Raw genomic sequence first — 23497 nt, 5'->3', positions numbered from 1 at the left:
GCCCCGCCCGGGTTACACTCGCTCCGTGGACGTACAGGAGTCACCTCCGAACGGGCGGCCCTCCGGCGCCGCGCCCGCCAGTCCTGCGCCGCCCGCTCCCGAGCCCCCCCGCACGTTCCTCTCGCGCTGGTTCGAGCCGGTGCGCGTCTCGCGCGACGCCGGGGCCGAGCTGCAGGCGCTCGCGGCCCGGGGCAGCCTCGTCTTCGTGATGCGGTCGCCGGGGCTGCTCAACTTCCTCTACCTGCGCTGGTTCCTGCGGCGGCTCGGGCTGCCGACGCTCCGCGCGGCGCAGGGCTTCCCGGGCTTCTTCGGCAGGATCGCGCGCGTGCGCCGCAGCCGGCGCGCGTTCGAGGACGCGCTCGCGACGGGCGACGCGAGCCTGCTGTTCCTCGGCCGGCCCACCGAGAAGGATCCCTTCGCCGCGCTGGTGCGCATCCAGCGCGACCTCTTCCAGCCGGTGTTCCTCGTCCCCGTCCTGCTCGTCTGGAGCCGCCGGGCGCAGAAGCTGAAGCCGTCCTTCTGGGATCTCCTCTACGGCTCGCCGGAGGCGCCGAGCGCGTTCGCGAACGCGGTCGGCTTCCTGCGGAACTTCCGGCGCGCGCTCTTCGACGTGGGCCGGCCGCTCGACCTGCAGGCCCACCTGCGCGAGCGCCCCGACGAGCCGGACGCGATCGTGGCCCGCAAGATCCGCGGCGCCCTCCACCAGCACCTCGCGCGCGTGTTCCGCACCGTGGTGGGGCCGCCGCTCAAGGCGCCCTCCCGCGTGCGCGAGAAGGTGCTGCGGGATCGCACGCTGCGCGCCACCATCGAGGCGGTGGCGGCCGAGACCGGCCGTCCGTCGACCGCGCTCGTGGCGGAGGCGGAGAAGGACCTGAAGGAGATCGCGAGCCGCTACGACCCGACGTTCGTCGGCTTCTTGCGCGGGCTCCTCGCCTGGATGTTCGGCCGGCTCTACCGCAGCGTCGAGGTGGACGAGGCGGGGCTCGCGCGCCTGAAGCGCGCCGCGGCCGAGGCGCCCGTGGTGCTGTGCCCGAGCCACAAGAGCCACGTGGACTACCTCGTCGTCTCCTGGCTCCTGTACGAGCACGGCATGACGCCGCCGCACGTCGCGGCCGGCATCAACCTCTCCTTCTGGCCGTTCGGCCCGATCGCGCGGCGCGGCGGCGCGTTCTTCATCCGCCGCAAGGTGAAGGGCGATCGCATCTACACCGCGGTCCTGCGCGCCTACGTGAAGCACCTCCTGCGCGACCGGTTCCCGCAGGAGTTCTACGTCGAGGGCGGCCGGAGCCGGACCGGGAAGCTCCTCCCCCCGAAGAGCGGCCTGGTCTCGATGGAGGTCGACGCCTGGCTCGACGGCGCGGCCGACGACATCCTCTTCGTCCCGATCGCGATCGACTACGAGAAGCTCATCGAGGCCTCGAGCTACGTGCGCGAGCTCTCCGGGGCCGAGAAGCAGAAGGAGAGCCTCCGCGGGCTCCTGGGCGCGGCGACCGTGCTCTTCCGCCGGTACGAGCGGCTGTACGTGCAGTTCGAGGAGCCGATCTCGCTGCGCGAGGTCGCGTCGGAGCGGCTCGGCCAGGGCGCCGCCACGCTCGCGGTGGACGACGCCTGGGGCGGCGAGGGGGAGCGGGTCGCGCGCGGCGCCCCCGGCGAGGGGAAGCGCGCCCTCGTCCAGGCGCTCACGAACCGCGTCGCCTACGGGATCAGCCGGGCGGTCACGATCACGCCGGTGGGCCTCGTGGCCGCGACGCTCCTGTCGCACGGGCGGCGCGGCATGACCGCGGCGGAGTTCGCGCGCCGCATCGAGCTCCTCCGCTACATGGCGGCCGAGGGGGGCGCGCGCTTCGGCCGCGACCTGGCGGGGGCGCCGTCGGATCCGCGCCAGCCGGGCGCGATCGCGGACGCGGTGCGGCGGCTCGCGCTCGGCGGGACGGTGCGCATCGAGGTGGCGGCCGGCGATACCATCTACCTCGTCCCCGACGAGAAGCGTCCGGTGCTCGACTACCACCGCAACGCGGTCATCCACCGGTTCGTGGCGCCCGCGGTGGTCGCCGCCGCCCTCCGGGCCGAGGGCGGGGAGGCCCCTCTCCTCGTCCTGCGCCAGCGCGCCCTGTGGCTGTCGCGCCTCTTCAAGCTCGAGTTCATGTACCAGGTCGGCTCGGCGCCGGAGGAGATCCTCCAGCAGAACCTCGCCTTCCTCGCCCGCGTCGGGGCCGTGACGCGGGACGGCGACCGGGTGCGGCCGGGATCCGAGCCGGAGCTCCTCGCGTTCCTCGCGGAGCTCCTGCGGGCCTACCTGGAGGCCTATCGCCTGGCGGCGGCGACGGCGCTCTCCGTCCTCTCCCCGGCAGCCGGCGCGCCAGCCGCCGCGCCGGACCGGCGCGCGCTGGTGCGCGAGGCGCTCGAGCGGGGTCGCGCGGCCTTTCTTTCCGGGGAGATCCAGCTCCGCGAATCCCTGTCGAAGGCCACGCTCGAGAACGCGATCGAGTGGCTCGCGACGCAGGGCGTCATCGCCGAGGAGGCGGGAAAGCTTCGCCTCGCCGACGCGGACGGCGCGTCGTTGCGGGCGATCGTGGACGGGATAACTCGGCATACTGCCGCGTGATTTGGGCCGGGGTCTCTTCCCAGCCTACATCGAGCGCGGTAACCTTCGCCTCCACCCGCGCAGCTAAATCCGCGCAGCTCTGCCGCAGCACCCGGAGTCGTACCGAGCCTCGTCCTGCGTGACGGACGATACCCAGGAGGCTGATCGAATGTCGGACCGCATCCAGCACAAGGGCCTGAAGGCGAAGGTGATGTCCGCCGAGGCCGCCGCCGCGTTGATCCCCAGCGGCGCAGTCCTAGGCGCCAGCGGCTTCACCGGCGCCGGCTACCCGAAGGCCGTCCCGATCGCGCTCGCGAAGCGCGCCGTCGACGAGCGCCTCAAGGGCAAGCCGTTCAAGGTGAGCCTGCTCACGGGTGCCTCCACGGGCCCCGAGCTCGACCAGGTGATGGGCCTGACGGAGGCGGTCAGCTTCCGCTTCCCGTACAACGGCGACGCCGTCATGCGCGAGAAGTTCAACGCGGGCGTCATCGAGTACCAGGACATGCACCTCAGCCACGCCGGGTCGCTCGTCCGGTACGGCTACTACGGTCGGCCGGACAACAAGATCGACTTCGCCCTCGTCGAGGTCACCAAGATCCGCGAGGACGGCTCGGTCATCTTCTCGTCGTCGGTCGGCGCGAACACCGCGTACCTCGAGACGGCGGAGAAGATCATCCTCGAGGTGAGCGAGTGGCAGGACGAGCGGCTCGAGGGGATGCACGACGTCCTCTCCGTCCCCGGCAAGCACGGTGATCGCATTCCGATCCCCGTCCTCAAGGCGGACGACCGCGTCGGCACCCCGCACTACAACCTCGACGTCTCGAAGGTCGTCGCGGTGGTGATGTCGAGCTACCCGGACCGCAACGCGCCGTTCAAGGCGCCCGAGGCCGACCACAAGCGCATCGCCCAGCACATCCTCGACTTCCTCGACGGCGAGGTGAAGGGCGGCCGGCTCCCGAAGAGCCTCACGCCGCTGCAGTCGGGCGTCGGCAACATCGCGAACGCCGTTCTCGTCGGCCTCAACGAGGGACACTTCGAGAACATGACGAGCTACACCGAGGTCATCCAGGACGGCATGCTCGACCTGCTCGACTCCGGCAAGCTCCGCATCGCCTCGGCGACGGCGTTCTCGGTCTCCCCGGCCGGCCAGGAGCGCTTCAACAAGAACATCGAGCGCTACCGCAAGCAGATCATCCTGCGCCCGCAGGACGTGTCCAACCACCCCGAGGTCATCCGCCGCCTCGGCTGCATCGCGATGAACGGGTTCGTCGAGGCCGACATCTACGGCCACGTGAACTCGACGCACATCGTGGGCAAGGGCATCGAGAACGGCATCGGCGGCTCGGCCGACTTCGCCCGCAACTCGGCGTACACCATCTTCATGTCTCCGTCGGTGGCCAAGGGCGGGAAGATCTCCGCCATCGTGCCCTTCGCGTCGCACATCGATCACACCGAGCACGACGTGAGCGGCATCGTGACCGAGTACGGCTTCGCCGACCTGCGCGGGAAGAGCCCGAAGCAGAAGGCGAAGGAGATCATCGAGAAGTGCGCCCACCCGGAGTTCCGCCCGATCCTGTGGGACTACTACAACCGGTCGATGAAGAACCCGAGCGCCGGCCTGCACTCGCCGCACATGCTGGACGAGGCGTTCTCGTTCCACACCCGGTACCTCAAGACCGGGGACATGCGCCCGAAGAAGTAGTCGCGCGCCCCACCCCCGTCGTGCCGACGAGCGGCGGTCCCCCGGGACCGCCGCTCTTTTTTATCGGTCCGCGCCCCCGCCCCCGCCTAATCTCCCGCCATGCCCGAGCTCGATCTCGACCTTGCGATGACGACCGCGCGGCGCGCGGTGGAGGCGGCCACGGAGGCGAGCCTCGCCCACTTCCGGCGCGGCGTGCGCGTGGAGGTGAAGCCCGATCGCACCCCCGTCACCGCCGCCGATCGCGAGTCCGAGGCCGCGATCCTCGCCGTCGTCCGCGCGGCGTTCCCGGACCACGCCTTCCTCGGCGAGGAGACCGGAGCGCACGCGGGCGCCGCGGGCACCCGCTGGATCGTGGATCCGATCGACGGGACCAAGGGCTTCACCCGCGGGCGGGGCTTCTGGGGCCCGCTCGTGGCGCTCGAGCACGAGGGCGCGGTCGTGGCCGGCGCCATGGCCCTGCCCGCGCTCGGGGAGACCTACTGGGCCGCCCGCGGGAAGGGCGCCTGGCTGCGGGCCGGCGACGGCGCGCCGCTGCGCCTCCAGGTGTCGAAGATCGGGGCGTGGGAGGACTCCACGCTCTCGCTCGGCGAGCCGCACGTGCTGTTCCGCCCGCCGATGCTGGAGCGGGTCGCCGCGCTCGCGACGAGCGCGCAGTGCGCCCGCTGCTACGGCGATCTGGCCGGCGCCGCCCTGGTGCTGCAGGGGAAGGCCGAGGCCTGGATCGAGGCGGGCGTGCAGATCTGGGATCTCGGGCCGTTGCCGGTGCTCGCCGAGGAGGCAGGCGGCAGGTTCACCGACCTCGACGGGCACCCGACGGTCGCGTCGGGGAGCTGCGTCCTGTCGAACGGGCTCGTGCACGATCACGTGCTGCGGGCGCTCGGCGGGCGCTGAGCTCGAGCCGCACGACCGGGCGCGTCGGGCTGCGGCGCGCGACCTCCTCGAACCCGAGCGCCTCGAACGTGGAGGCCGCCCCGGTGTAGAGGAACGCGTCGCCGAGCCGCGCGCTCGAGTCCACCGGGTACGCCTCGATCGCCGGCGCGCCGTGCGCGCGGGCATGGGCCGCCGCCGCCTCGACGAGCGCGCGGGTCACGCCGCGGCGCCGGTGAGAGCGCGCCACGAAGAAGCAGGTGATCGACCAGACCGGCCGCGCGTCCACCGGCGCGAGGTTCCGCGAGCGCGCCAGCCGCGGGTAGGCCGCGCGAGGCTCCACGGCGACCCACCCGACGGGGACGGCGCCGTCGTAGGCGAGCAGCCCGGCGACGCGCCCGGCCGCGACGTACGCCGCGAGCGCGCGCCGGTTCCCCTCCCCCTTCCCGGCCTCGAACTCTGCGCGCGGCACGCGCCACCACATGCACCAGCATCCGGCGCACGCACCGCGCGGCCCGAAGAGCCGCTCGAGGTCCGCGAAGCGCGCCGGCGTGGCCGGATGGATCTCGAGCTTCGCGGCGGGGGGCCTCGGGGCGCGAGCGGGTGGCATCCCGGCTCCCTAGCGAGCCGGGCGCTCGCGCGCCCGGGATCCGCCAGCGACCGCGGGTGACGCCGGAGGGCTACTGGGCGCGGCGGAACAGATCCACGACCGCGCCCGCGCGACCCGCCACGCGCGCCCGCCCGCGGGCCCACTCGCGCAGGCTCTTGATCTGGTCCTCGTACGTGCGGAAGAGCGGCACCAGGTCCTGCGCGACGCGCCGCAGGTCGCCCGTCTCCACGTCGCGGCCGAGCGCGTAGGCGCGGTGGAGCGCCCCCACGACGACCTGCTCGAGCTCGGCGCCCGAGTACTCCACGCAGAGCTCGGCGACGGCGCCGACGTCGATCTGCTCGGCGTCGCGGCCCCGGCGGCGGAGGTGCAGCCCGAGGATCTCCCGGCGCGCCTCGGGGTCGGGGAGATCCACGAAGAACAGCTCGTCGAACCGGCCTCGCCGGAGGAGCTCGGGCGGAAGCCGCGACACGTCGTTCGCGGTCGCCACCACGAACACGGGCCCGCGGCGCTCCTGGAGCCAGGTGGAGAACGCGCCGAGGAGCCGCGCGGCGCGGGGTTCGCCGCCGTCCCCCGGAGCGCTGCCCGCGAAGCCCTTCTCGATCTCGTCGACCCACAGGGCCACGGGCGCCAGCGCCTCCGCGGCCTCCAGGGCGGCGGAGAGCCGCTCCTCGGCGGCGCTCGCCCCGAGGACGCGCGGCAGGTCGAGCCGGAGGATCGGCACGCCCAGCCGCGCCGCGGCCGCCTTCGCGGCGAGCGACTTCCCGCAGCCCTGCACGCCCACGAGCAGCACGCCGCGCGGGGGCGGCAGGCCGAAGCGGGACGCATCCGGGTCGAACGCGAGCGCGCGCTCCTCCATCCAGGCCTTGAACCCGGCGAGCCCGCCCAGGTCCGACGGACCCTCCGCGCTCTCGACGAGCTCGAGGCCCAGGTCGCGCGCGAGGAGCCGCTTCTTCTCCGCGGCGATGATCGCCTGCCCGGCGGCGCCGAGGGTCGGGTCGCGCCGGAGCGCGCGGGTGAAGGCGCGGCGCGCCTGCCCCTCGGACAGCCCGCGGGCCGCGACGAGCGCGCGGTGGCGGACCTCCGGCGCGAGCGCCGCCACCGGGGCCGGGTGCGCGAGGCCCACCTGCACGGCCTCGAGCAGGGCGGCGAGCTCTCCGTCGTCCGGGAGCGGCAGCCGGAGCACCGCGACGTCGGCGGCGAGACCGTCCGGGACGGCGAGCCGCGGCGCGACGATGGCGAGGCAGCGCCCCTCCGCGGCGAGCCGCGGGAGGAGATCGCGGACCCGGCGAACCGTCAGCGGATCGCGCAGGGCCTCGTGGAAGTCGAGCGCGACCACGATGAGCGGCGCCGGCGCCCGGGCGAGGGCCTCGAGCAGCGCGGCGGGCTCCTTGGCGGCGGGCGCGAGCCCCTCGAGGCCGCGCGGGGCGGACCAGACGGCGGCCCGCGCGCCGAACCCCGCCGCGGCGGCCTCGCACACCGCCACGGCCCGCTCCTCCTCGGCCGTCACGATGTAGAGGAGCGGCGTCCCCGCCGACCAGAGCTCCGCGATCTCCTGGGCGATGGCGCTCACGCGCTGGCCTCCACGTCGGCGGTGGCGCGGAACGCCTCCTCGAACGAGGTCGCCCCCGCCGCGATCTTCCGGACCGCGTGCCCGCGCAGGGACTCGAGCCCGTCCTGCCGCGCGGTCCGCGCCAGCACCTCGGGCGTCGCGCCCTCCGCGATGAGGTGGCGCAGCCGCGCGTTCACCGGCAGCACCTCGAAGATGCCGGTCCGGCCGTAGTACCCGGTGTGCCGGCACTTCGCGCAGCCCTGCCCGCGGCGCGCGAGGAGCTGGCCCGCGTGGTCCTCCGGGTGAGGCACGCCGAGCGCGTGGATCTCGTCCGCGGTGAGCGGCACGTCGCTCGCGCAGGAGGGGCAGACCTGCCGGACGAGCCGCTGCGCCACGATGCCCGTGAGCGTCGCGGCGACGAGGAAGCTCGGCACGCCGAGGTCGCGCAGGCGCGCGATGGCGCTCACGCTGTCGTTCGTGTGGAGCGTCGTGAGGACCATGTGCCCGGTGAGCGCGGCCTGGACGGCCTGCGTGGCGGTCTCGCCGTCGCGGATCTCGCCCACCATGATGACGTCGGGGTCCTGGCGCAGCACGTGGCGCAGCGCCTCGGCGAAGCCGGTGCCGGTCTTCGCGTTCGCCGCGATCTGGTTGAACTCTTCGTGCACCATCTCGATGGGATCCTCGATGGTGACGACGTTCACCTCGGGCGAGGCGAGCGCCTGGAGCGCGGAGTACAGGGTGGTCGTCTTCCCGCTGCCGGTCGGCCCGGTCACCACCACGAGCCCGTGAGGCCGCACGAGCCACCGCTCGAGCTGGTCGCGCTCGCCGGGCAGGAACCCGAGCTCGGAGAGATCGCGCACGAGCACGTTGGGGTCGAGCACGCGGATCACGACCTTGTCGCCGAAGGTCGTGGGGATGGTGGAGACGCGGAGCTCCATCTCGGCGTCGCCGCGCGCCGTGCGGATGCGCCCGTCCTGCGGCCGCTTCAGCGAGATGTCGAGCCGGCTCATGATCTTGAACCGGTTCGCGATGGCCCCGTGGACCGCCTTCGGGATGCGGTGGATCGGGTGCAGGATCCCGTCGATGCGCATCCGGATGACGGACTCCTCGCGCCGCGGCTCGAGGTGGATGTCGCTCGCCCGCTGCTCGAACGCGTAGTGGAGCAGGTACTCGACGGCCGCGATCACCGGCTCCGAGGACGCCTCGAGCGCCTCGATCCCCGAGAGGTTCACGAACTGCTCGAGGTTCGCGACGTCCGGCCCCGACGGCCCCTGCTCGAGCTGGGTGTGCGCCTCCGAGATCTGCTGGCGGAAGCCGTAGACCTCGGCGATGGCGCGGTGGATGTCGGAGGGCGACGAGAGCACCGGGTCGATCTCGGCCCCGGTCAGGCCGCGCAGGTTCTCGAACAGCTCGCGGTCGAACGGGTTCGCCGCCGCCACGACGAGCGCCCCGTTGCGGCGCTCGATCGGCAGCACCGCGTGCCTGCGCGCGAACGGGCGCGACAGGGTGCGGGTGATGAGCTGGGCGTCCAGCTTCAGCGGGTCGATCTTGCGGTAGGGGATCCCCACCGCCTGCGCGATGGCCTGGGTGGCCTTGTCCTCGTCGACGAGCTCCGAGTCGCGCCTGGCGTCGGGGAACTCGAACGAGGCCAGCACCTCCACGGGCGAGAGCTCCGCCCGTCGCAGCCCGCGCCCACCCGCGCGCGAGGCGTGATCGCGGAGCAGGCGGGCGCGCTGCACGTTCTCGCGCGCGAAGGCGGTGCGCTTGGCGTCGTCGGTGAGGATCCCCTCGCGGGCGAGGAGATCGGCCACGAACTCGAGGGTGTAGTCGGTCGCGCGGTAGGTCCTGGCCATCGGCGCGCGCGAGTGTACCGCGGGGTCCCCCGCGCCAGAAGTTCCCGGGAGCTCCGCCCTTGTAGGTGTTCGACGCAGCGCGGGCGCCGCCCGCGCCGCTACCGTCGTGGTGTGCCGCCCGACCGGGCGGCGGCTAGATGCTTCAACCGACGGGGCCGCACGCGGGCGGCGCCCCGCCGCCGGAGCCGCCCATGCGGGCGGCCGCGGGGCGCGACATCTGCCGCGCGACCTGGGTCCCTCCGCAGGCCGGGCACTTCACCTCGGCCTCGTCCGTCTTGCGGACGATGAGCTCCTCGAACTTCTTCTCGCAGCTGGCGCAGGCGTACTCGTAGATCGGCATCGTCGGGAGGGACCTCGGGCCTCAGGGCCCGTTCTTCGCATGAGAGCCCACCGCCGCGGGAAGGATTCGTGGACCGGGCGGGCACGGCGGCGGCCGGCGACGCGGCGGCGCGTCCCGCCCGGCCGCCCGGCGGCTCAATGCGCACGCACTCCGGCCGGCTCTCGCAACGGGGCCTCGGGGCTGCGCCCGATGATGTCCGCCGCCTCGGCCCGCACCGTCCGCCGCGCGAGCGTGATCGAGGCCATGACGTAGATCGCCATGCCGGCGAGGAGGAGCACCCCGACGCCGAACGTCATGACGGGGACCGCCGCGGAGAGCGACACGAACGCCTGCGCGAGCCACAGGAGCGAGGTGACCACGAACGCGAACAGCGCGGCGTAGTCGAGGAGGATGGCGCGCGAGTAGAGCCGGTGCCGGAGCTCCATCACGCGCACCTGCCGCGCCACGACGGCCCGCCGCGCCGGCGCGTCCTCGTCGCGGAACTCGCGGGCGAGATCGCGCAGGCGTCCGGACATCCGGGCGACCTGGTTGTCGAGGCCGAGCGCGATGAGGCCGCACGCGGAGACCATGACCGCCGGCGTCACCGCCGCCGCGATGTGTTCGAGCGCGTGTTCCATCAGCGACGAACATAACCACCCGCCCGGCCGCGCGCCCCGGACGAGCGGGCCCCTCCCCGCGAGCCCGCTAGCGGCGGGCCTTGGCGGCGGCCTTCCGCGCGGAGGGCTTCGCCCGGCTCGCCTGCCGCGCCCTGGGCGGCAGCGCCGGCGGGGCGAGCGGCGCCTCCTTGAGCCGTACCTTCTCCTGCTCGTAGAGGCGGATGGCGTCGCGCAGCACCTGCAGGCCCTCGGAGCGGCCCTGCGGCTCGGAGACGAGCACCTTCTTGTTCTCGAGGGCCTTGTAGTCCTCGAAGAAGCGCTTCAGCTCGCGCAGCTTGTGGGAGGGGATCTGGGAGATGTCCGAGTAGTCCGAGTAGGTCGGATCGTCGGCGTGCACCGCGATGAGCTTGTCGTCCTCGCCCTTGTCGTCACGCATCTTCATGACGCCGATGACCTTGGCGCGCATGATGGCGAGCGGAACGATCGCCTCCTGGCACAGCACGAGGACGTCGAGCGGATCGCCGTCGTCGCAGTACGTGCGCGGGACGAAGCCGTAGTTCGCCGGATAGTGAACCGAGGAGAAGAGGATCCGGTCGACGAGGAGCAGCCCGGACTTCTTGTCCAGCTCGTACTTCACCTTCGAGCCGGTGGCGATCTCGATGATGGCCGGGACCGGCTCCTCGATGAAGCGGGGCAGCTCGACGTCGTGCCAGGGGTGGTAGGCCAAGGAGGCGTTTCCTTTCGGTGCGGCGGGCGCCCCGCGCGAGGCTCAGATCCCGCCGCCGTGCGAGTAGCGCTGCTCCCGGACCTCGGCCTGCGTGATGCGGCTCCCGGGCGGAACGCCGTTGGTGAGCCAGACGTTGCCGCCGATCGACGAGCCCTTGCCGATCACGATCCGGCCGAGGATGGTGGCGCCGGCGTATACCACGACGTCGTCCTCGACGATCGGGTGCCGATCGATGCCCTTGATCGGGGTCCCCTTCTCGTCGAGCGGGAAGCTCTTCGCCCCGAGGGTCACGCCCTGGTACAGGCGGACGCGATCCCCGATCCGGGACGTCTCCCCCACCACGACGCCCGTGCCGTGGTCGATGAAGAAGCGCTCGCCGATCGCCGCGCCCGGGTGGATGTCGATCCCCGTCAGCGTGTGGGCGTGCTCCGTGATGATGCGGGGGATGAGCGGCACCCCGAGGACGTGCAGCTCGTGGGCGATGCGCTGGTTCGTGATGGCGAAGATGCCCGGGTAGGCGAAGATCGCCTCGTCGCGCGTCTTCAGCGCGGGATCGCCCTCGTAGGCGGCCTCGACGTCGGAGGCCACGAGCCGCCGGAGCTCCGGGACGCGCCCGAGGAACGCTCGCGTCACGTGGCGCGCGGTGTCCGCGCAGTGATCGCACGTGTCCAGGTCGTGACGCTCCGTGAACGACAGCCCGCGCCGGACCTGCTCCTCGAGCGAGCGGAGCGCGCGGGCCAGCGTCGCGCCGACGAAGTAGTGCAGGCTCTCGCCGTGGACGTCGTTCGTCCCGAAGTAGCCGGGGAACAGGACCCCGCGCAGATCCTCGACGAAGCCGATCACGGCCTCGCGCGACGGGAGGGTCACCTTCCCGCCGGGCGGGAACGCCGTCGCGAGCGTCGCCTCGCGGCAGAGCCGGTCGACCACCGGCGCGAGCGCCACCGTGTCGACGGCCGGCGCCCTCGCCTGCTTGGAATCGCTCACTTCGCCTCCTCGAAGAGCCATGTGGACAGGTACCGCTCCCCGGTGTCGGGGAGCACCGCGACCACGAGCTTACCCTCGTTCTCGGGCCGCCGGGCGATCTCCCGCGCCGCCCAGGCGACGCCGCCGTCGGAGATGCTCGAGAGGATCCCCTCCTCCTTGCAGAGGCGGCGCGCCATGTCCCCCGCGTCCTCGTGACGCACCGTCACGATCTCGTCGAGGAGCTTCGGGTCCAGCACCTTGGGCACGAACCCCGGGCCCCACCCCTGGATCTTGTGCGGCCCCGGCTTGCCGCCGGAGAGCACCGGCGAGTCCGCCGGCTCGGCCGCGACGATCCGCAGGGACGGCTTGCGCGGCTTCAGCACCTGGGCGCAGCCCGTGACCGTGCCGCCCGTGCCGGTCGCGCAGACGAGGATGTCCACCTTGCCGTCCGTGTCGCGCCAGATCTCCTCCGCCGTGGTCCGGCGGTGGATGTCCGGGTTGGCGGGGTTCTCGAACTGCTGCAGGATGAGGTAGCGCGGGTCCTTCGCGGCCATCTCCTCGGCGCGCTTGATGGCGCCCTTCATCCCCTCCGCGCCCGGCGTGAGCACGAGCTCCGCCCCGAAGGCGACGAGCAGCTTGCGGCGCTCCACGCTCATGGTGTCCGGCATGGTCAGCGTGAGGGGGTAGCCCTTCGCGGCGGCGGCGAACGCGAGGCCGATGCCGGTGTTGCCGCTCGTCGGCTCGAGCAGGATCGTGTCGGGCTTGATCTTCCTCTCCCGCTCCGCGGCCTCGATCATCGAGACGCCGATCCGATCCTTCACGCTGCCCGCCGGATTCCACATCTCGAGCTTCGCCGCGACGGTCGCCTTCGCGCCGTCGAGCACGCGGTTGAGCCGCACGAGCGGCGTGTTGCCGATGAGCTTCGTGATGTCTTCGGCGATGCGCATGTGACCTCCGTAAAGGGGACCGGTTCCGTCCTGCATAAGAGGCCGGCGCCCGCCCGGCAACGCTCGACCGGCGGCCGCGCGTCACTCCGTCAGCGACGGGGCGTGCGCGTCCTCGATCGGCTCCACGCCCTCCCCGGCCTCGGCCTCCGCCGCGAGCGCCGCGTCGATGTCCGCCTCGGTCACGCCCTCGGCGGGCGGGCCCGCGGGGACGGCGGCCGGGGGCGCGCCGGCGAGGGGCCCGGCGACCTCGGGGCCCTCCGGCGCGGCGGCATCCGATCCGACGGCGGCGTGGAAGAACTCGTGCACGGCCCGCGCCTGCTTCGGCCCGAACCCGTCCACCTCGCCGATCTCCGCGAGCGTCGCCTCCTTCACGCGCCGGAGCGACCCGAAGTGGCGGAGCAGCGTCCGCTTCCGCCCCTCCCCGACGCCGGGGATCTCCTCGAGCACGCTCTGGAAGTTCCGCTCGCGCCGGAGCTTGCGATGGAAGGTGATCGCGAAGCGGTGCGCCTCGTCGCGCAGGCGGGCGAGCAGGAAGAGCTCCGCCGAGTTCTGCCGCAGCACGACCGGATCCTTTCGCGCCGGGAGGAACACGCGCTCGGGGCTCCGCGCCAGCTCGGACACGAACCCGCGCTCCTGCGCCTCCGCCGCGTCCGCGAGCGCCGCGGCGCCGCGCGCGCCCCGTCCCCGGCGCCCGATGACCCGCGACGTCCCGAGGGCCGGCGCGTCCACGAGCCGGCTCTTCGCGAGGCCGACGAGCTCGACGAAGGGCGCGCCCACGTTGCCGGGTGACGGCTTCGTCGGAACGCCCAGGTCCTTCGCGGCGGCGAGCGCCGCGTTGAGCTGGCCCTTGCCGCCGTCGATGACGAGCAGGTCCGGGAACACGCCCTCGCCGATCGCGCGCTTGAGCCGCCGCGAGACGACCTCGTAGAGCATCGCGAAGTCGTCCTGCCCCGCGACCCCCTTCACCTTGTAGCGGCGGTAGTTGGCCTTGTCGGGCTCCCCGTCCCGGAACGAGACGCCCGAGCCGACCGCGAGCGCGCCCTGGAAGGTGGAGATGTCGTAGCACTCCATCCAGCGCGGCGGCTTCGCGAGGTGGAGCGCGCGCGTGAGCGCCGCGAGCGCCTGCTCGCGCCGCTCGTCCTTCTCGTGCCAGCTCTTGAACCCCTGCTCCGCGTTGCGCGCCGCCACCTCGAGGAGATCCGCCTTCGCGCCGCGCTGCGGGGTGAGGACCCGCACGCGGCGGCCGCGCCGCTCGGCGAGCACCTCGGCGAGCGCGTCGGCCTCGACCGGCTCGACCGGGACGAGGATCTCCTCCGGCGCCGGGTTCTGCTCGTAGTAGAGGGAGAGGAAGGACGAGAGCGTCTCCTCGTCCGGGAACTCCTGCTCGCGGAACGGGTAGCTGCGCGAGTCCTGGAGCTTCCCGCCGCGCATGGCGAGGACCTGCACCACGAGGTCCGGGCCCTCCCGGTAGAGCCCGACCACGTCGCGATCGGCCCGGTCGGCCATGAGCACGCGCTGCTTCTCGAGGCTGCGCTCCACCGCCTGGAGCTGATCGCGGAGCCGCGCCGCGTCCTCGAAGCGGAGCGCGCCCGCCGCCTCCTCCATCCGCCCGCGGAGCCGCTCGACGAGCTCGGACTCGCGCCCCTCGAGGAACTCGATGGCGTCCTCGACCGACCGCCGGTACTCGGCCTCGGGCACGTCGTACACGCACGGCGCCGGGCAGCGCTTGATCTGGTAGAGGATGCAGGGCCGCTTCCGGTGGTCGAACACGTGGTCGGTGCACGTCCTGAGCTGGAAGTGCCGGTTCACGACCCGGAGCGTCTCCCGGATCGAGCTCGCCGACGAGTACGGGCCGAAGTAGCGCGCGCCCGGGCGGCGCGGCTCTCGCGCGCGCCGGACCTCGAGGCGCGGGAACGGGTGACGGTCGTCGAGCCGCAGGACGATGAAGTCCTTGTCGTCGCGCAGCCGGATGTTGAACCGCGGCTTGTGCCGCTTGATGAGCTCGTTCTCGAGGAGGACGGCCTCCTTCTCCGAGCGCGTGACGATGACCTCGAGATCGCCGAGGAGGTCGTCGAGCAGCGCGACGAAGGCGCGGCGGTCGCCGCGCGAGGCGTCGAAGTAGGAGCGGACGCGCGAGCGGAGGCTCGACGCCTTCCCCACGTAGACCACCTCGCCGCGGCGGTCCTTCATGAGGTAGCAGCCCGGCTCGGCGGGCAGCTCGTCGAGCTTCTTTCGGAGGTTCGCGTCCATCCCGGAGTAGAGGAATTACCCGGAAATGGGGCGCGGATCACCTGTGGGTTCGCGCGGGCGGGCGGCCGCGCCCCGGCGTCGGCCGGGACGCCCCGCTCCCTCGCGGTCGGCGCGGGCCCTCCCGGGCGCCCGGACGCCTCCCCGCCGCTCGCTCAGGGGACGCAGGTGGGGCTGTCGCAGCCCGCGCCGAGGCCGCTGCAGACGTCGATCGAGAACCCGCACACCGGGACGTCGAACGCGCCGCTCACGCTGCTCCCGTCCGAGAAGGTGACGCTCGCGCTCCCGGTCACCCGGTCCGGCCCCGTCCTGTCGAGCGTGACGGTGCCGCCGGTCGCCTCGACCGCGCTCGCGGAGTCCGCGCACGCCCCGTCGGTCTTCGCGACGAACGCGGTCGCGACGGTGAACGGCTTCGTCACGTCGGGCTGGGCCGTGGTGACGGGGTAGGTCCCCGGCTGGACCGCGGTCGCGGCGCCGACCGCGCTCGCGTTCAGCACGAGCAGGTTCACGGTGGTCCCGTTCGCCTTCCCGCCGCACGCCTTCGTCTGCTGGGCGACCTGGCACATGTTCTCGAACGTCCCGAAGCCCACGAGGATCGCGGTCGCGCTCGCCTGCAGCACGTCCTGGAAGACGCAGGTCTCCGGGCTCAGCACGAGGGCGGTGCCGTCCACCGGGTCGAACGCCTGGCCCAGCACCGTCCCCTTCACCCGGGCGGGCTCGGGCTCGGACTTCTTGCCGTCGCCGCCGCCACCGCACGCCCCCAGCACCCCCACCAGCACGACCGCCGCCGCGATCCGCTCCATGGTCCGATCTCCCTCCGTGAAGATGGAGATCCATCCCTACCGATCGCGAGGCGCCGCACGTCTTCCCACGCGGGGCGGCGCTCCTCCAGGCGGCGACGGCACGCGCTCGCTCGCCCGCCCGCCGGTGGTCAGCGCCGGCGGCGCCGCTGCTGCGGGCGCCGCGCGCCGCCGAGCTTCCCCATCGCCGCCGCGCCGGCGAAGGCGCCGGAGCCGAGCAGCCCCTTCACCCCGCTCGCCTTGGCGGGCAGCCCGAGCTGGAGGTCCTTCAGCGCGAGGATGCGATCGCGGAGCTGCGCCGCCTTCTCGAACTCGAGCGCCTTCGCCGCCTCCTTCATCTCCTCCTCGAGCGAGGCGACGATGATCGGGAGCTGCTCCGGCTTGTACTCCGCGCCCTCGGCGGCCATCGGCACGGTGACGTAGTCCGCCTCCACGATCGCCATCTGCAGGTCGGTGATGTTGCGCTTCACCGTCTGCGGGGTGATCCCGTGCTCGAGGTTGTAGGCGCGCTGGATCTCGCGGCGCCGGTTCGTCTCGTCGAGCGCCTGCTTCATGGACGCCGTGATCGAGTCTGCGTACAGGATCACGCGCCCGTTCACGTTCCGCGAGGCCCGCCCGATCGTCTGGATGAGCGACACCGACGAGCGGAGGAAGCCCTCCTTGTCGGCGTCCAGCACCGCGACGAGCGAGACCTCGGGGATGTCGAGGCCCTCGCGCAGCAGGTTGATGCCGATGAGCACGTCGAACTCGCCCTTGCGCAGGTCGCGGATGAGCGCGCTGCGCTCGAGCGTCTCGATGTCGGAGTGCAGGTAGCGGCAGCGGACGCCCACGTCGGTGAAGTACTCGGTGAGGTCCTCCGCCATCCGCTTCGTGAGCGTCGTGACGAGGACGCGCTCCCCGGCCTCCGCGCGCTTGCGCACCTCGCCGAGGAGATCGTCCACCTGGGACCCCACCGGCCGGACCTCGACCTCCGGGTCCGTCAGGCCGGTCGGGCGGATGATCTGCTCGACGACGACGCCCTGCGCCTTCTGCAGCTCGTACTCGGCCGGCGTCGCCGAGACGTAGATGCCCTGGCGCACGAGCCCCTCGAACTCCTCGAACTTGAGCGGCCGGTTGTCGAGCGCCGACGGCAGGCGGAACCCGAAGTCCACCAGCGTCTCCTTGCGCGAGCGGTCGCCGCGGTACATGGCGCCGATCTGCGGGACGGTCTGGTGCGACTCGTCGATGACGAGGAGGAAGTCCTTCGGGAAGTAGTCGAGGAGGCACGGCGGCGGATCGCCCGCCTTCCGGCCCGAGAGCCAGCGCGAGTAGTTCTCGATGCCGGAGCAGAACCCCATCTGCTCGAGCATCTCGAGGTCGAACATCGTCCGCTGCTCGAGCCGCTGCGCCTCGACGAGCTTGTTCGCCGCCTTGAGCTCGCCGAGCCGCTCGCGCAGCTCCTCGCGGATCCCGTCGACGGCGCGCTTGCGCGTCTCGGGCGCCGACACGTAGTGGCTGTTCGGGAAGATCGCCGCCTTGTCGAGCTCGGCCAGCGTCTGGCCGCGGAGCGGATCGAACTCGTGGATCGACTCGACCACGTCGCCGAAGAACTCGATCCGGATGGCGCGATCCTCCTCGTACGGCGGGAACACCTCGATGGTGTCGCCGCGCACGCGGAAGGTGCCGCGGTGGAAGTCGACGTCGTTCCGCTCGTACTGGATGTCGATGAGCGACCGGATGAAGCGGTCGCGCAGGAACTCCTGCCCCCGCTCCACCTGCTGCAGGAGGCCGTAGTAGGCCTCCGCGGTGCCGAGGCCGTAGATGCAGGAGACGGAGGCGACGATGAGCACGTCGTTGCGCGTGAGGAGCGCGTGCGTGGCCGCGTGCCGCATCCGATCGATCTCGTCGTTGATGGACGAGTCCTTCTCGATGTACGTGTCGGTCGACGGGACGTACGCCTCGGGCTGGTAGTAGTCGTAGTACGAGACGAAGTAGTGGACGGCGGCGCTGGGGAAGAGCTCCTTGAACTCGCCGTAGAGCTGGGCCGCGAGCGTCTTGTTGTGCGCGATGACGAGCGTCGGCCGCCGCACCTCCGCCACCACGTTCGCGACGGTGAAGGTCTTGCCCGAGCCGGTGACGCCGAGCAGGACCTGGTGCGGGTCGCCGCGGCGCAGCCCGGCCGTGAGCTCCTCGATGGCCCGCGGCTGATCGCCCGTGGGCTTGAACTCGCTCCTCAAGTCGAAAGGCACGCAGCGGAGTGTAACGGCGCGCGGCCCCGCGATCAGGAACCGTTCGCCGTCTCCCTCCCGCGGCGGGCGGCGAGGCCTCCGCTCCCCGCCTGGCGGCGCACCGTCCGGGACCGCGCGCCCGGGCGGAGAGTGGCGGCGCGGACGCTCGACAAGCGCACCCGTTCCGGTTACGTTGCGCGCGTCCCGCCTGTCGAAACGGCACGGGCCCAGGCGGCGTACGTCCGCCCGGCGCAGCGCGCGGCGTGAGCCGCTTCCCGGGGGCTCGGCCGCAGTGGCCGGGCCCCCACGATTTCGCGATCTCGAGCCCCGGAGGAGAGATGGCCTTCAACCCTGGAGCGACCAAGCGGCAGAAGGAGGCGGCGCGCCGCGACAAGCAGCGCCGCAAGGACGAGAAGAAGGAGCAGCGCAAGCGCGAGAAGGTGGACCGCGGTCCCGTCGCGCCGGGCGAGGACCCCGACATCGCCGGGATCGTCCCCGGTCCGCAGCCGCCGCTCGAGGAGTGACCTCCCGCGCCGCGGACGCCCGGTCTCCCGGCGCGTCCGCCGGCCGCGCCCGACCGCGGCTACTCGACCTTCCAGGTCGTGCCCTGCGGCCCGTCCATGATCGCGACCCCTTCGGCGAGCAGCGCGTCGCGGATGGCGTCCCCGCGCGCGAAGTCCCGCGCCTTGCGCGCCTCGGCGCGCGCGACGAGCTTCGCCTCCACGGCCGCCGGCTCGATCCCGCGGCGCGCCGCCGCCTTGGCGCGGACGGCGCGCAGCGCCTCGGCCGGCCGGCGCTGAACGAGCCCGAGCGTCGTGCCGACCTCGCGCACGTCCCGCGCGAACGCGGCGAGCCGGGCGCGGTCCTCCGGGCTCTTCTTCCCCCTGCGATCGGCGAGCGCGTTCGCCGCCGTGAACGCCTCTGCGAGCGCGGCGAGCACCTGCGGCGCGTTGAAGTCGTCGTCGAGCGCCCGGCGCGCGGCCTCCACCACCGCCCCGCCCTCCCCCGCCGGCGAGATCCCCTCGGAGAGGGCGTCCACCTTCTCGAGCGTCTCGTAGAAGTAGTTCAGGCGGCGCTCGGCCTCGGAGAGGATCGCGTCCGAGTAGTTGATCGGGTTGCGGTAGTGCGTCCCCAGGAAGAAGAGGCGGATGGCCTCCGGGTCGAACTTCGCGATCACGTCGCGCAGCGTGAAGAAGTTGCCGAGCGACTTCGACATCTTCTCGCTGTCGATCTCGACGAACCCGTGGTGCATCCAGTGGCGGCAGAAGCTCTCCGCCGTCCGGCCGTCCCCCACCGCCGCGGCCGACTGCGCGATCTCGTTCGTGTGGTGAGGGAAGACGAGGTCCTTGCCCCCGCCGTGCAGGTCGATGGGCGCGCCGAGGTGGGCGAGGGTCATGGCCGAGCACTCGATGTGCCAGCCCGGCCGGCCGCGGCCCCAGGGCGAGTCCCACGCCGGCTCGCCGGGCTTCGCCGCCTTCCAGAGCGCGAAGTCGAGTGGATCGCGCTTCGCCTCGCCGGGCTCCACGCGCGCGCCGGAGCGGAGGTCGTCGAGGTTCCGCTTGGCGAGCCGCCCGTAGTCGGGGAACGCGCGCACCGCGTAGTACACGTCGCCGTTCCCCGGCGCGTACGCGAAGCCCTTCTCCACGAGCGTCGAGATCATCGCGACGATCTGCGGGACGTGCTCGGAGACCTTCGGCGCCACGTCGGGGCGCAGGTTGCCGAGGGCGTCCATGTCCTCGTCGAACTCCTCGGCGTAGCGGGCCGCGAGCTTCACCGGGTCCTCGCCCCGCTCGTTCGCGCGGCGGATGATCTTGTCGTCCACGTCGGTGAAGTTCCGGACGTAGCGGACCTCGTAGCCGCGGGCCCGCAGGTGCCGCACCACGAGGTCCCACACGACGTAGCTCCGGCCGTGGCCGACGTGCGCCGAGTCGTAGACGGTGGGGCCGCAGGCGTAGAAGCGGATCTTGCCGGGCTCGATGGACACGAGCTCGCGCTTCGTGCCGGTGAGCGTGTCCGAGATGACGATGGGCATCGGCGCTTCTCCTACCGCACTCTGACGAGGAGCGCGACGGCGTGCGCGGCGATCCCCTCGCCGCGCCCGACGAAGCCCATCCCCTCGCCCGTGGTGGCCTTCACGTTCACCTGCGCGGGCGCGACGCCGAGCGCCTCGGCGAGCCGCGCGCGCATCTCCTCGGCGCGCGGCGCGATCTTGGGCCGCCGGGCCGCGAGCGTCACGTCGCAGTTCCCGACCCGGAGGCCCCGGGCGGCCGCCTTCGCGGCGATCTCGCGGAGCAGCGCGAGCGAGGAGACCCCCTTCCAGCGCGGGTCGGTGTCGGGGAAGTGGCGGCCGAGATCGCCGAGCCCGGCCGCGCCCAGGATCGCGTCGCCGATGGCGTGGGCGCACACGTCCGCGTCGGAGTGGCCGAGGAGGCCGTCCCCGTCGAACTCGACGCCGCCGAGCACGAGCCTGCGCCCCTCCGCGAACCGGTGGGTGTCGTAGCCGACCCCCATCGCCACGGGGGCCTCGAGGAAGGTCCGGGCCCGGGCGACGTCCTCGGGCCCGGTGATCTTGAAGTTCCCCGGCTCCCCGGGCACGAGCGTCACGGTCGCCCCCATGGCCTCGACGAGCGCGCACTCGTCCGTGGCCTCGGCCGCCGCGGCCCCCGCCCGCTCGAACGCCTCGAGGAGCAGGGCCCGCCGGAACCCCTGGGGTGTCTGCGCGAGCCAGAGCGCACGCCGGTCGAGCGTCGCCTCGACCCGCGCGGGCGCGGCGGCGTCGGCGCGGGCCGCGGCCCGCTTCACCGTGTCCGTGACCGGGAGGGCCGCCAGGGCCGCCCCGTCGCGCGCCGCCGCCTCCGCCACGCGCGTCGCGAGCTCCGCGGTCGCGAACGGCCGGGCGGCGTCGTGCACGAGCACGATCCCGCAGCCGTCCGCCGCGCGCACGCCGTTCCGCACCGAGTCGGCGCGCGCGGCGCCGCCCACGACAGCCCGCGCCGGCTTCCCGAGCCCTGCCAGCTCGGCGAGCCCGCGCTCCTCCTCGCCGGCGGGCACCACCGCCACGAGCTCGTCGACGGAGTCGCAGCCGGCGAGCACGCGCGCCGCGCGCCGCAGGACCGTCTCGCCCCCGACCTCGAGCCACTGCTTTCGGACCCCGGCGCGCACGCCGGAGCCGCCTGCCGCCAGGATCGCCGCCACCCGCTCGCCGCGGATCATCCGGATCTCCTCGCCCGCGACGCGGGCTGGCACCGCACCTGCTACAGCCGTGACCACCGTGACCGCCGCTCACCCACCCGCGCGCACGAGCGCGCCGATACGCAACCGCCGCGCGGACGAGCGTCCGTGCGGCGGTCGGGTGGGATGCGCCCGGGCGCCTTCGCGCCCGGGCAGCCGGTCAACAGTTGAAGATCTTCTTCAGGTCCTGCTCGACGTCGTCCTCGCCGCACTCCTTCGCGATCGCGAGCTCCTTGATGAGCAGCGAGCGCGCCGTGTCGAGCATCTTCCGCTCGCCGAACGAGAGGTCCTTGTCGGAGCGGAGGAGGTACAGGTCGCGCAGGACCTCGGCGATCTCGAAGACGCTGCCCGTCTTGATCTTGTCCATGTACTCCCGGTAGCGGCGGTTCCAGGTCGTCGAGTCGACCGAGACCTCCTTCTCCCGGAGGATGGTGTAGACGCGTCGGACGTCCTTCTCCCCGATGATCTCGCGCAGGCCGACGGAGCCGACCTTGTTCATGGGGATCATGATCTTCATCCCGTTCTCGAGGATCCGGAGCACGTAGAAGGACTGGCGCTGGCCGGCGACCTCCTTGTGCTCGATTCCCATGACCTCGCCGACCCCCTGGCCGGGATAAACCGCCTTGTCCCCGACCTTGAAATTCGGGGCCATCTGAGTAGCCTGCGTTGCGGGCATTCCTTCCTCCGCTCCCTGAGTCTTCCCGGGAGCCGACCGGAACGGTCGAGGCCAGGGCGGGAGCTTGATCGCGGGAGGCTATCACAAGCTCCCGTTCCGCTCAATAACACTACGGAAATCGGATTTCTTCGCGTGCCTCCCGTTTGGGGGTCCCGAGGGGTCCGTTGACCCGCCGGGATCCCCTCGTCGCGCCGGCGCTCGGCCTCGTCGCCGGAGTGGCCCTCGGCCTCCACGGCGCTCGCCTCCCGGCCGCCTCTGCCCCACTCCTGCTCCTCGGGGCGTCCCCGCCGCTCGCGCCCGCGGCCTTCGCCGTGGCCGGCTGGTGGGCAGCCGAGCGTGCGCTCACGGCCGCCGGAGAGGGAACGGCGCGTGCTCGCGACTCCCGAGGCGATCGGGGCCTCTCCTCGGGTCCGCCGCGGCCGGCGCCGCTCGAGGGCCGGATCGTCTCGGTTCCGGAGTCCCTCGGCGACCGCGTCCGCTTCCGGCTCCGCGCCCCGGAGGGCCGCCCGCTGGAGGTGCTCGCCGCGCAGGCGCCCTGGCCGCTCGGCCTGGGCGACGAGGTGCGGCTGCGGGCGGTGCTCCGGGTTCCCCCCGAGGCCCGCAACCCCGGCGGGCGCGACGTGCGCGCGCGGCTCGCGGCGAGCGGCATCGCGCACCAGGCGCTCGCGACCGGCCCGGCGATCCGGACCCGTCCCGCGCGCGCGCCGAGCTGGCTCGAGCGCGGCCGCGAGCGGCTCGCGGAGGAGGCGACGCGTGCGCTGCCGGTCCGCGAGGCCGGGGTCGTGCGCGCCATCGGCGCGGGGGATCGGGGCGGGATCGATCCGGAGACGAGCACCTCGTTCGCCCGGAGCGGGCTCGCCCACGTCCTGGCCGTCTCGGGCATGCACCTCGTGGTGGTCGCGTTCGGGCTCGAGCGGCTGCTGCGCGCTCTCCTCCTGCGCGCGGACGCGCTCGCCGCGCGGGCCGACCCGCGCAGGATCGCCGCCGCGATCGCCCTCCCGGTCGCGCTCGTCTACGCGATCGCCACCGGGGCCGGCCCGCCCGTGCTGCGCGCCGCGGTCGCGGCGACGGTGATCCTCGCCGGCACCGCGCTCCACCGCGAGCCCGGCGGCGCGAACACCCTCGCGCTCGCCGCGATCGCGCTCCTCGCCGCGGATCCGGGCGGAGCGCTCGACGTCTCGCTGCAGCTCTCGTTCGCGGCGGTCGCAGGCCTCGTCGCCTGGGCCGGGCCTCTCCGCCGCGCGCTCCCGCTCGAGCGGCCGCGCGCCGGCACCTGGCGGGCGCGCCTCCTCGAGCCCGTCGTCGCGGGGGCCTGCGCGAGCGTCGCCGCGTCGCTCGCCGCCGCGCCGGTGCTCGCCTTTCACTTCCGCCAGCTCCCCGTGCTCGGGCTCCTCGCCAACGTCGCCGCCGTGCCCATCGGCTCGGCGCTCACGATCGCGGCCACGATCGCTGCGGTCGGCGCGGCGGCCGCCCCCGCGCTCGGAGCGCTCGCCCTCGTCGCGGCGCGCCCGCTGGCGACCGCGCTCCTCGCCGTCTCGGACGCAGCCGCGGCGCCCCGGCTCGCGGTGGTCGGCGTCGGCTCGCCGGGGCTCGCCGGC

The 23497-nt window shown here is 73.3% G+C and carries 19 protein-coding genes; 5 read left to right on the top strand and 14 right to left on the bottom strand.

Translation table 11 applies throughout. The features are described 5' to 3' along the window. Positions 1–25: 25 nt before the first annotated feature. The 3 genes from MNZ29_RS25000 (at position 26) to MNZ29_RS14805 (ending at position 5177) form a co-directional block, all read left to right on the top strand. On the top strand, positions 26–2605 hold the full coding sequence (locus MNZ29_RS25000) for a 1-acyl-sn-glycerol-3-phosphate acyltransferase (protein ID WP_242355686.1): 2580 nt from the start codon (positions 26–28) through the stop codon (positions 2603–2605). A gap of 148 nt (positions 2606–2753) precedes the next feature. After that, entirely contained in the window at positions 2754–4286 is a 1533-nt protein-coding gene (locus MNZ29_RS14810; protein WP_242339395.1) for an acetyl-CoA hydrolase/transferase family protein, read from the top strand. A 99-nt stretch (positions 4287–4385) separates the two neighbouring features. Next, positions 4386–5177, top strand: coding sequence for an inositol monophosphatase family protein (locus MNZ29_RS14805; RefSeq protein WP_242339397.1), 792 nt, complete (start codon positions 4386–4388; stop codon positions 5175–5177). On the opposite strand, the gene MNZ29_RS14800 is transcribed toward MNZ29_RS14805, so the two are convergent. The 11 genes from MNZ29_RS14800 to uvrB form a co-directional block, all read right to left on the bottom strand. Further along, positions 5077–5763 (bottom strand): GNAT family N-acetyltransferase, encoded by a 687-nt coding sequence (locus tag MNZ29_RS14800; RefSeq protein WP_242355684.1) that lies wholly within the window; start codon positions 5761–5763, stop codon positions 5077–5079. The two genes, MNZ29_RS14805 and MNZ29_RS14800, sit on opposite strands and share 101 nt — an antisense overlap. Before the next feature lie 70 nt (positions 5764–5833). Next, positions 5834–7333, bottom strand: coding sequence for an AAA family ATPase (locus tag MNZ29_RS24995; RefSeq protein ID WP_242355682.1), 1500 nt, complete (start codon positions 7331–7333; stop codon positions 5834–5836). Continuing rightward, complete coding sequence (locus MNZ29_RS14790) at positions 7330–9165, bottom strand: GspE/PulE family protein (protein WP_242355680.1); 1836 nt, start codon at positions 9163–9165, stop codon at positions 7330–7332. Before MNZ29_RS14790 ends, MNZ29_RS24995 begins: the two co-directional genes overlap by 4 nt. 142 nt (positions 9166–9307) lie before the next feature. Then, positions 9308–9505 carry a zinc ribbon domain-containing protein gene (locus MNZ29_RS14785; protein WP_242355678.1) on the bottom strand — a complete coding sequence of 66 codons (198 nt, stop codon included), beginning with the start codon at positions 9503–9505 and terminating at the stop codon, positions 9308–9310. Positions 9506–9639: 134 nt separating this feature from the next. Beyond that, positions 9640–10122, bottom strand: a complete 483-nt coding sequence (locus MNZ29_RS14780; protein ID WP_242355676.1) for a DUF2721 domain-containing protein — start codon at positions 10120–10122, stop codon at positions 9640–9642. A 67-nt stretch (positions 10123–10189) separates the two neighbouring features. Then, positions 10190–10828, bottom strand: coding sequence for an inorganic diphosphatase (locus MNZ29_RS14775; protein ID WP_242355674.1), 639 nt, complete (start codon positions 10826–10828; stop codon positions 10190–10192). 42 nt (positions 10829–10870) lie between these two features. Beyond that, a complete protein-coding gene (epsC, locus tag MNZ29_RS14770) occupies positions 10871–11812 on the bottom strand; it encodes a serine O-acetyltransferase EpsC (protein WP_242339410.1) in 942 nt (313 codons plus the stop codon). Further along, positions 11809–12738 (bottom strand): cysteine synthase A, encoded by a 930-nt coding sequence (gene cysK, locus MNZ29_RS14765; protein WP_242339412.1) that lies wholly within the window; start codon positions 12736–12738, stop codon positions 11809–11811. The genes epsC and cysK overlap by 4 nt, the downstream gene beginning before the upstream one ends. 81 nt (positions 12739–12819) lie before the next feature. After that, on the bottom strand, positions 12820–14988 hold the full coding sequence (gene uvrC, locus MNZ29_RS14760) for an excinuclease ABC subunit UvrC (protein ID WP_242339413.1): 2169 nt from the start codon (positions 14986–14988) through the stop codon (positions 12820–12822). A gap of 152 nt (positions 14989–15140) precedes the next feature. Beyond that, complete coding sequence (locus MNZ29_RS14755; RefSeq protein WP_242339414.1) at positions 15141–15788, bottom strand: hypothetical protein; 648 nt, start codon at positions 15786–15788, stop codon at positions 15141–15143. 128 nt (positions 15789–15916) lie between these two features. Beyond that, the gene (gene uvrB, locus MNZ29_RS14750; protein ID WP_242339415.1) at positions 15917–18013 is read right to left on the bottom strand and encodes an excinuclease ABC subunit UvrB; all 2097 of its coding nucleotides are present in this window, start codon (positions 18011–18013) and stop codon (positions 15917–15919) included. A 317-nt stretch (positions 18014–18330) separates the two neighbouring features. Here uvrB and MNZ29_RS14745 point away from each other — a divergent pair, with 317 nt between their 5' ends. Then, positions 18331–18516 (top strand): hypothetical protein, encoded by a 186-nt coding sequence (locus MNZ29_RS14745; RefSeq protein ID WP_242339418.1) that lies wholly within the window; start codon positions 18331–18333, stop codon positions 18514–18516. A gap of 59 nt (positions 18517–18575) precedes the next feature. Here the strand turns inward: MNZ29_RS14745 and cysS are convergent, their stop codons facing one another. The 3 genes from cysS to MNZ29_RS14730 form a co-directional block, all read right to left on the bottom strand. Further along, the gene (cysS, locus tag MNZ29_RS14740; protein WP_242339420.1) at positions 18576–20024 is read right to left on the bottom strand and encodes a cysteine--tRNA ligase; all 1449 of its coding nucleotides are present in this window, start codon (positions 20022–20024) and stop codon (positions 18576–18578) included. 11 nt (positions 20025–20035) lie between these two features. After that, positions 20036–21205, bottom strand: a complete 1170-nt coding sequence (gene ispD / locus MNZ29_RS14735) for a 2-C-methyl-D-erythritol 4-phosphate cytidylyltransferase (RefSeq protein WP_242355694.1) — start codon at positions 21203–21205, stop codon at positions 20036–20038. 178 nt (positions 21206–21383) lie between these two features. Further along, on the bottom strand, positions 21384–21875 hold the full coding sequence (locus MNZ29_RS14730) for a CarD family transcriptional regulator (protein ID WP_242339422.1): 492 nt from the start codon (positions 21873–21875) through the stop codon (positions 21384–21386). 188 nt (positions 21876–22063) lie between these two features. Here MNZ29_RS14730 and MNZ29_RS14725 point away from each other — a divergent pair. Next, the coding region (locus MNZ29_RS14725; RefSeq protein WP_242355672.1) for a ComEC/Rec2 family competence protein at positions 22064–23497 on the top strand (1434 nt) is incomplete at its 3' end.

The sequence above is a fragment of the Anaeromyxobacter sp. SG64 genome (genome assembly GCF_022690745.1).
In the GTDB taxonomy this organism is placed as follows: Bacteria; Myxococcota; Myxococcia; order Myxococcales; family Anaeromyxobacteraceae; genus Anaeromyxobacter; species Anaeromyxobacter soli.
This window is presented reverse-complemented; position numbering and strand designations above follow the sequence as displayed.

Excerpts from the sequence above, each read along its gene's own strand:
- cysK (WP_242339412.1), bottom strand. The coding sequence starts at position 12,738 with ATGCGCATCGCCGAAGACATCACGAAGCTCATCGGCAACACGCCGCTC.
- MNZ29_RS14785 (WP_242355678.1), bottom strand. The coding sequence starts at position 9,505 with ATGCCGATCTACGAGTACGCCTGCGCCAGCTGCGAGAAGAAGTTCGAG.
- MNZ29_RS14780 (WP_242355676.1), bottom strand. The coding sequence starts at position 10,122 with ATGGAACACGCGCTCGAACACATCGCGGCGGCGGTGACGCCGGCGGTC.
- MNZ29_RS14800 (WP_242355684.1), bottom strand. The coding sequence starts at position 5,763 with ATGCCACCCGCTCGCGCCCCGAGGCCCCCCGCCGCGAAGCTCGAGATC.
- MNZ29_RS14745 (WP_242339418.1), top strand. The coding sequence starts at position 18,331 with ATGGCCTTCAACCCTGGAGCGACCAAGCGGCAGAAGGAGGCGGCGCGC.
- MNZ29_RS14755 (WP_242339414.1), bottom strand. The coding sequence starts at position 15,788 with ATGGAGCGGATCGCGGCGGCGGTCGTGCTGGTGGGGGTGCTGGGGGCG.
- ispD (WP_242355694.1), bottom strand. The coding sequence starts at position 21,205 with ATGATCCGCGGCGAGCGGGTGGCGGCGATCCTGGCGGCAGGCGGCTCC.
- MNZ29_RS14730 (WP_242339422.1), bottom strand. The coding sequence starts at position 21,875 with ATGGCCCCGAATTTCAAGGTCGGGGACAAGGCGGTTTATCCCGGCCAG.
- MNZ29_RS14810 (WP_242339395.1), top strand. The coding sequence starts at position 2,754 with ATGTCGGACCGCATCCAGCACAAGGGCCTGAAGGCGAAGGTGATGTCC.
- MNZ29_RS14805 (WP_242339397.1), top strand. The coding sequence starts at position 4,386 with ATGCCCGAGCTCGATCTCGACCTTGCGATGACGACCGCGCGGCGCGCG.
- uvrC (WP_242339413.1), bottom strand. The coding sequence starts at position 14,988 with ATGGACGCGAACCTCCGAAAGAAGCTCGACGAGCTGCCCGCCGAGCCG.
- cysS (WP_242339420.1), bottom strand. The coding sequence starts at position 20,024 with ATGCCCATCGTCATCTCGGACACGCTCACCGGCACGAAGCGCGAGCTC.
- MNZ29_RS14790 (WP_242355680.1), bottom strand. The coding sequence starts at position 9,165 with ATGGCCAGGACCTACCGCGCGACCGACTACACCCTCGAGTTCGTGGCC.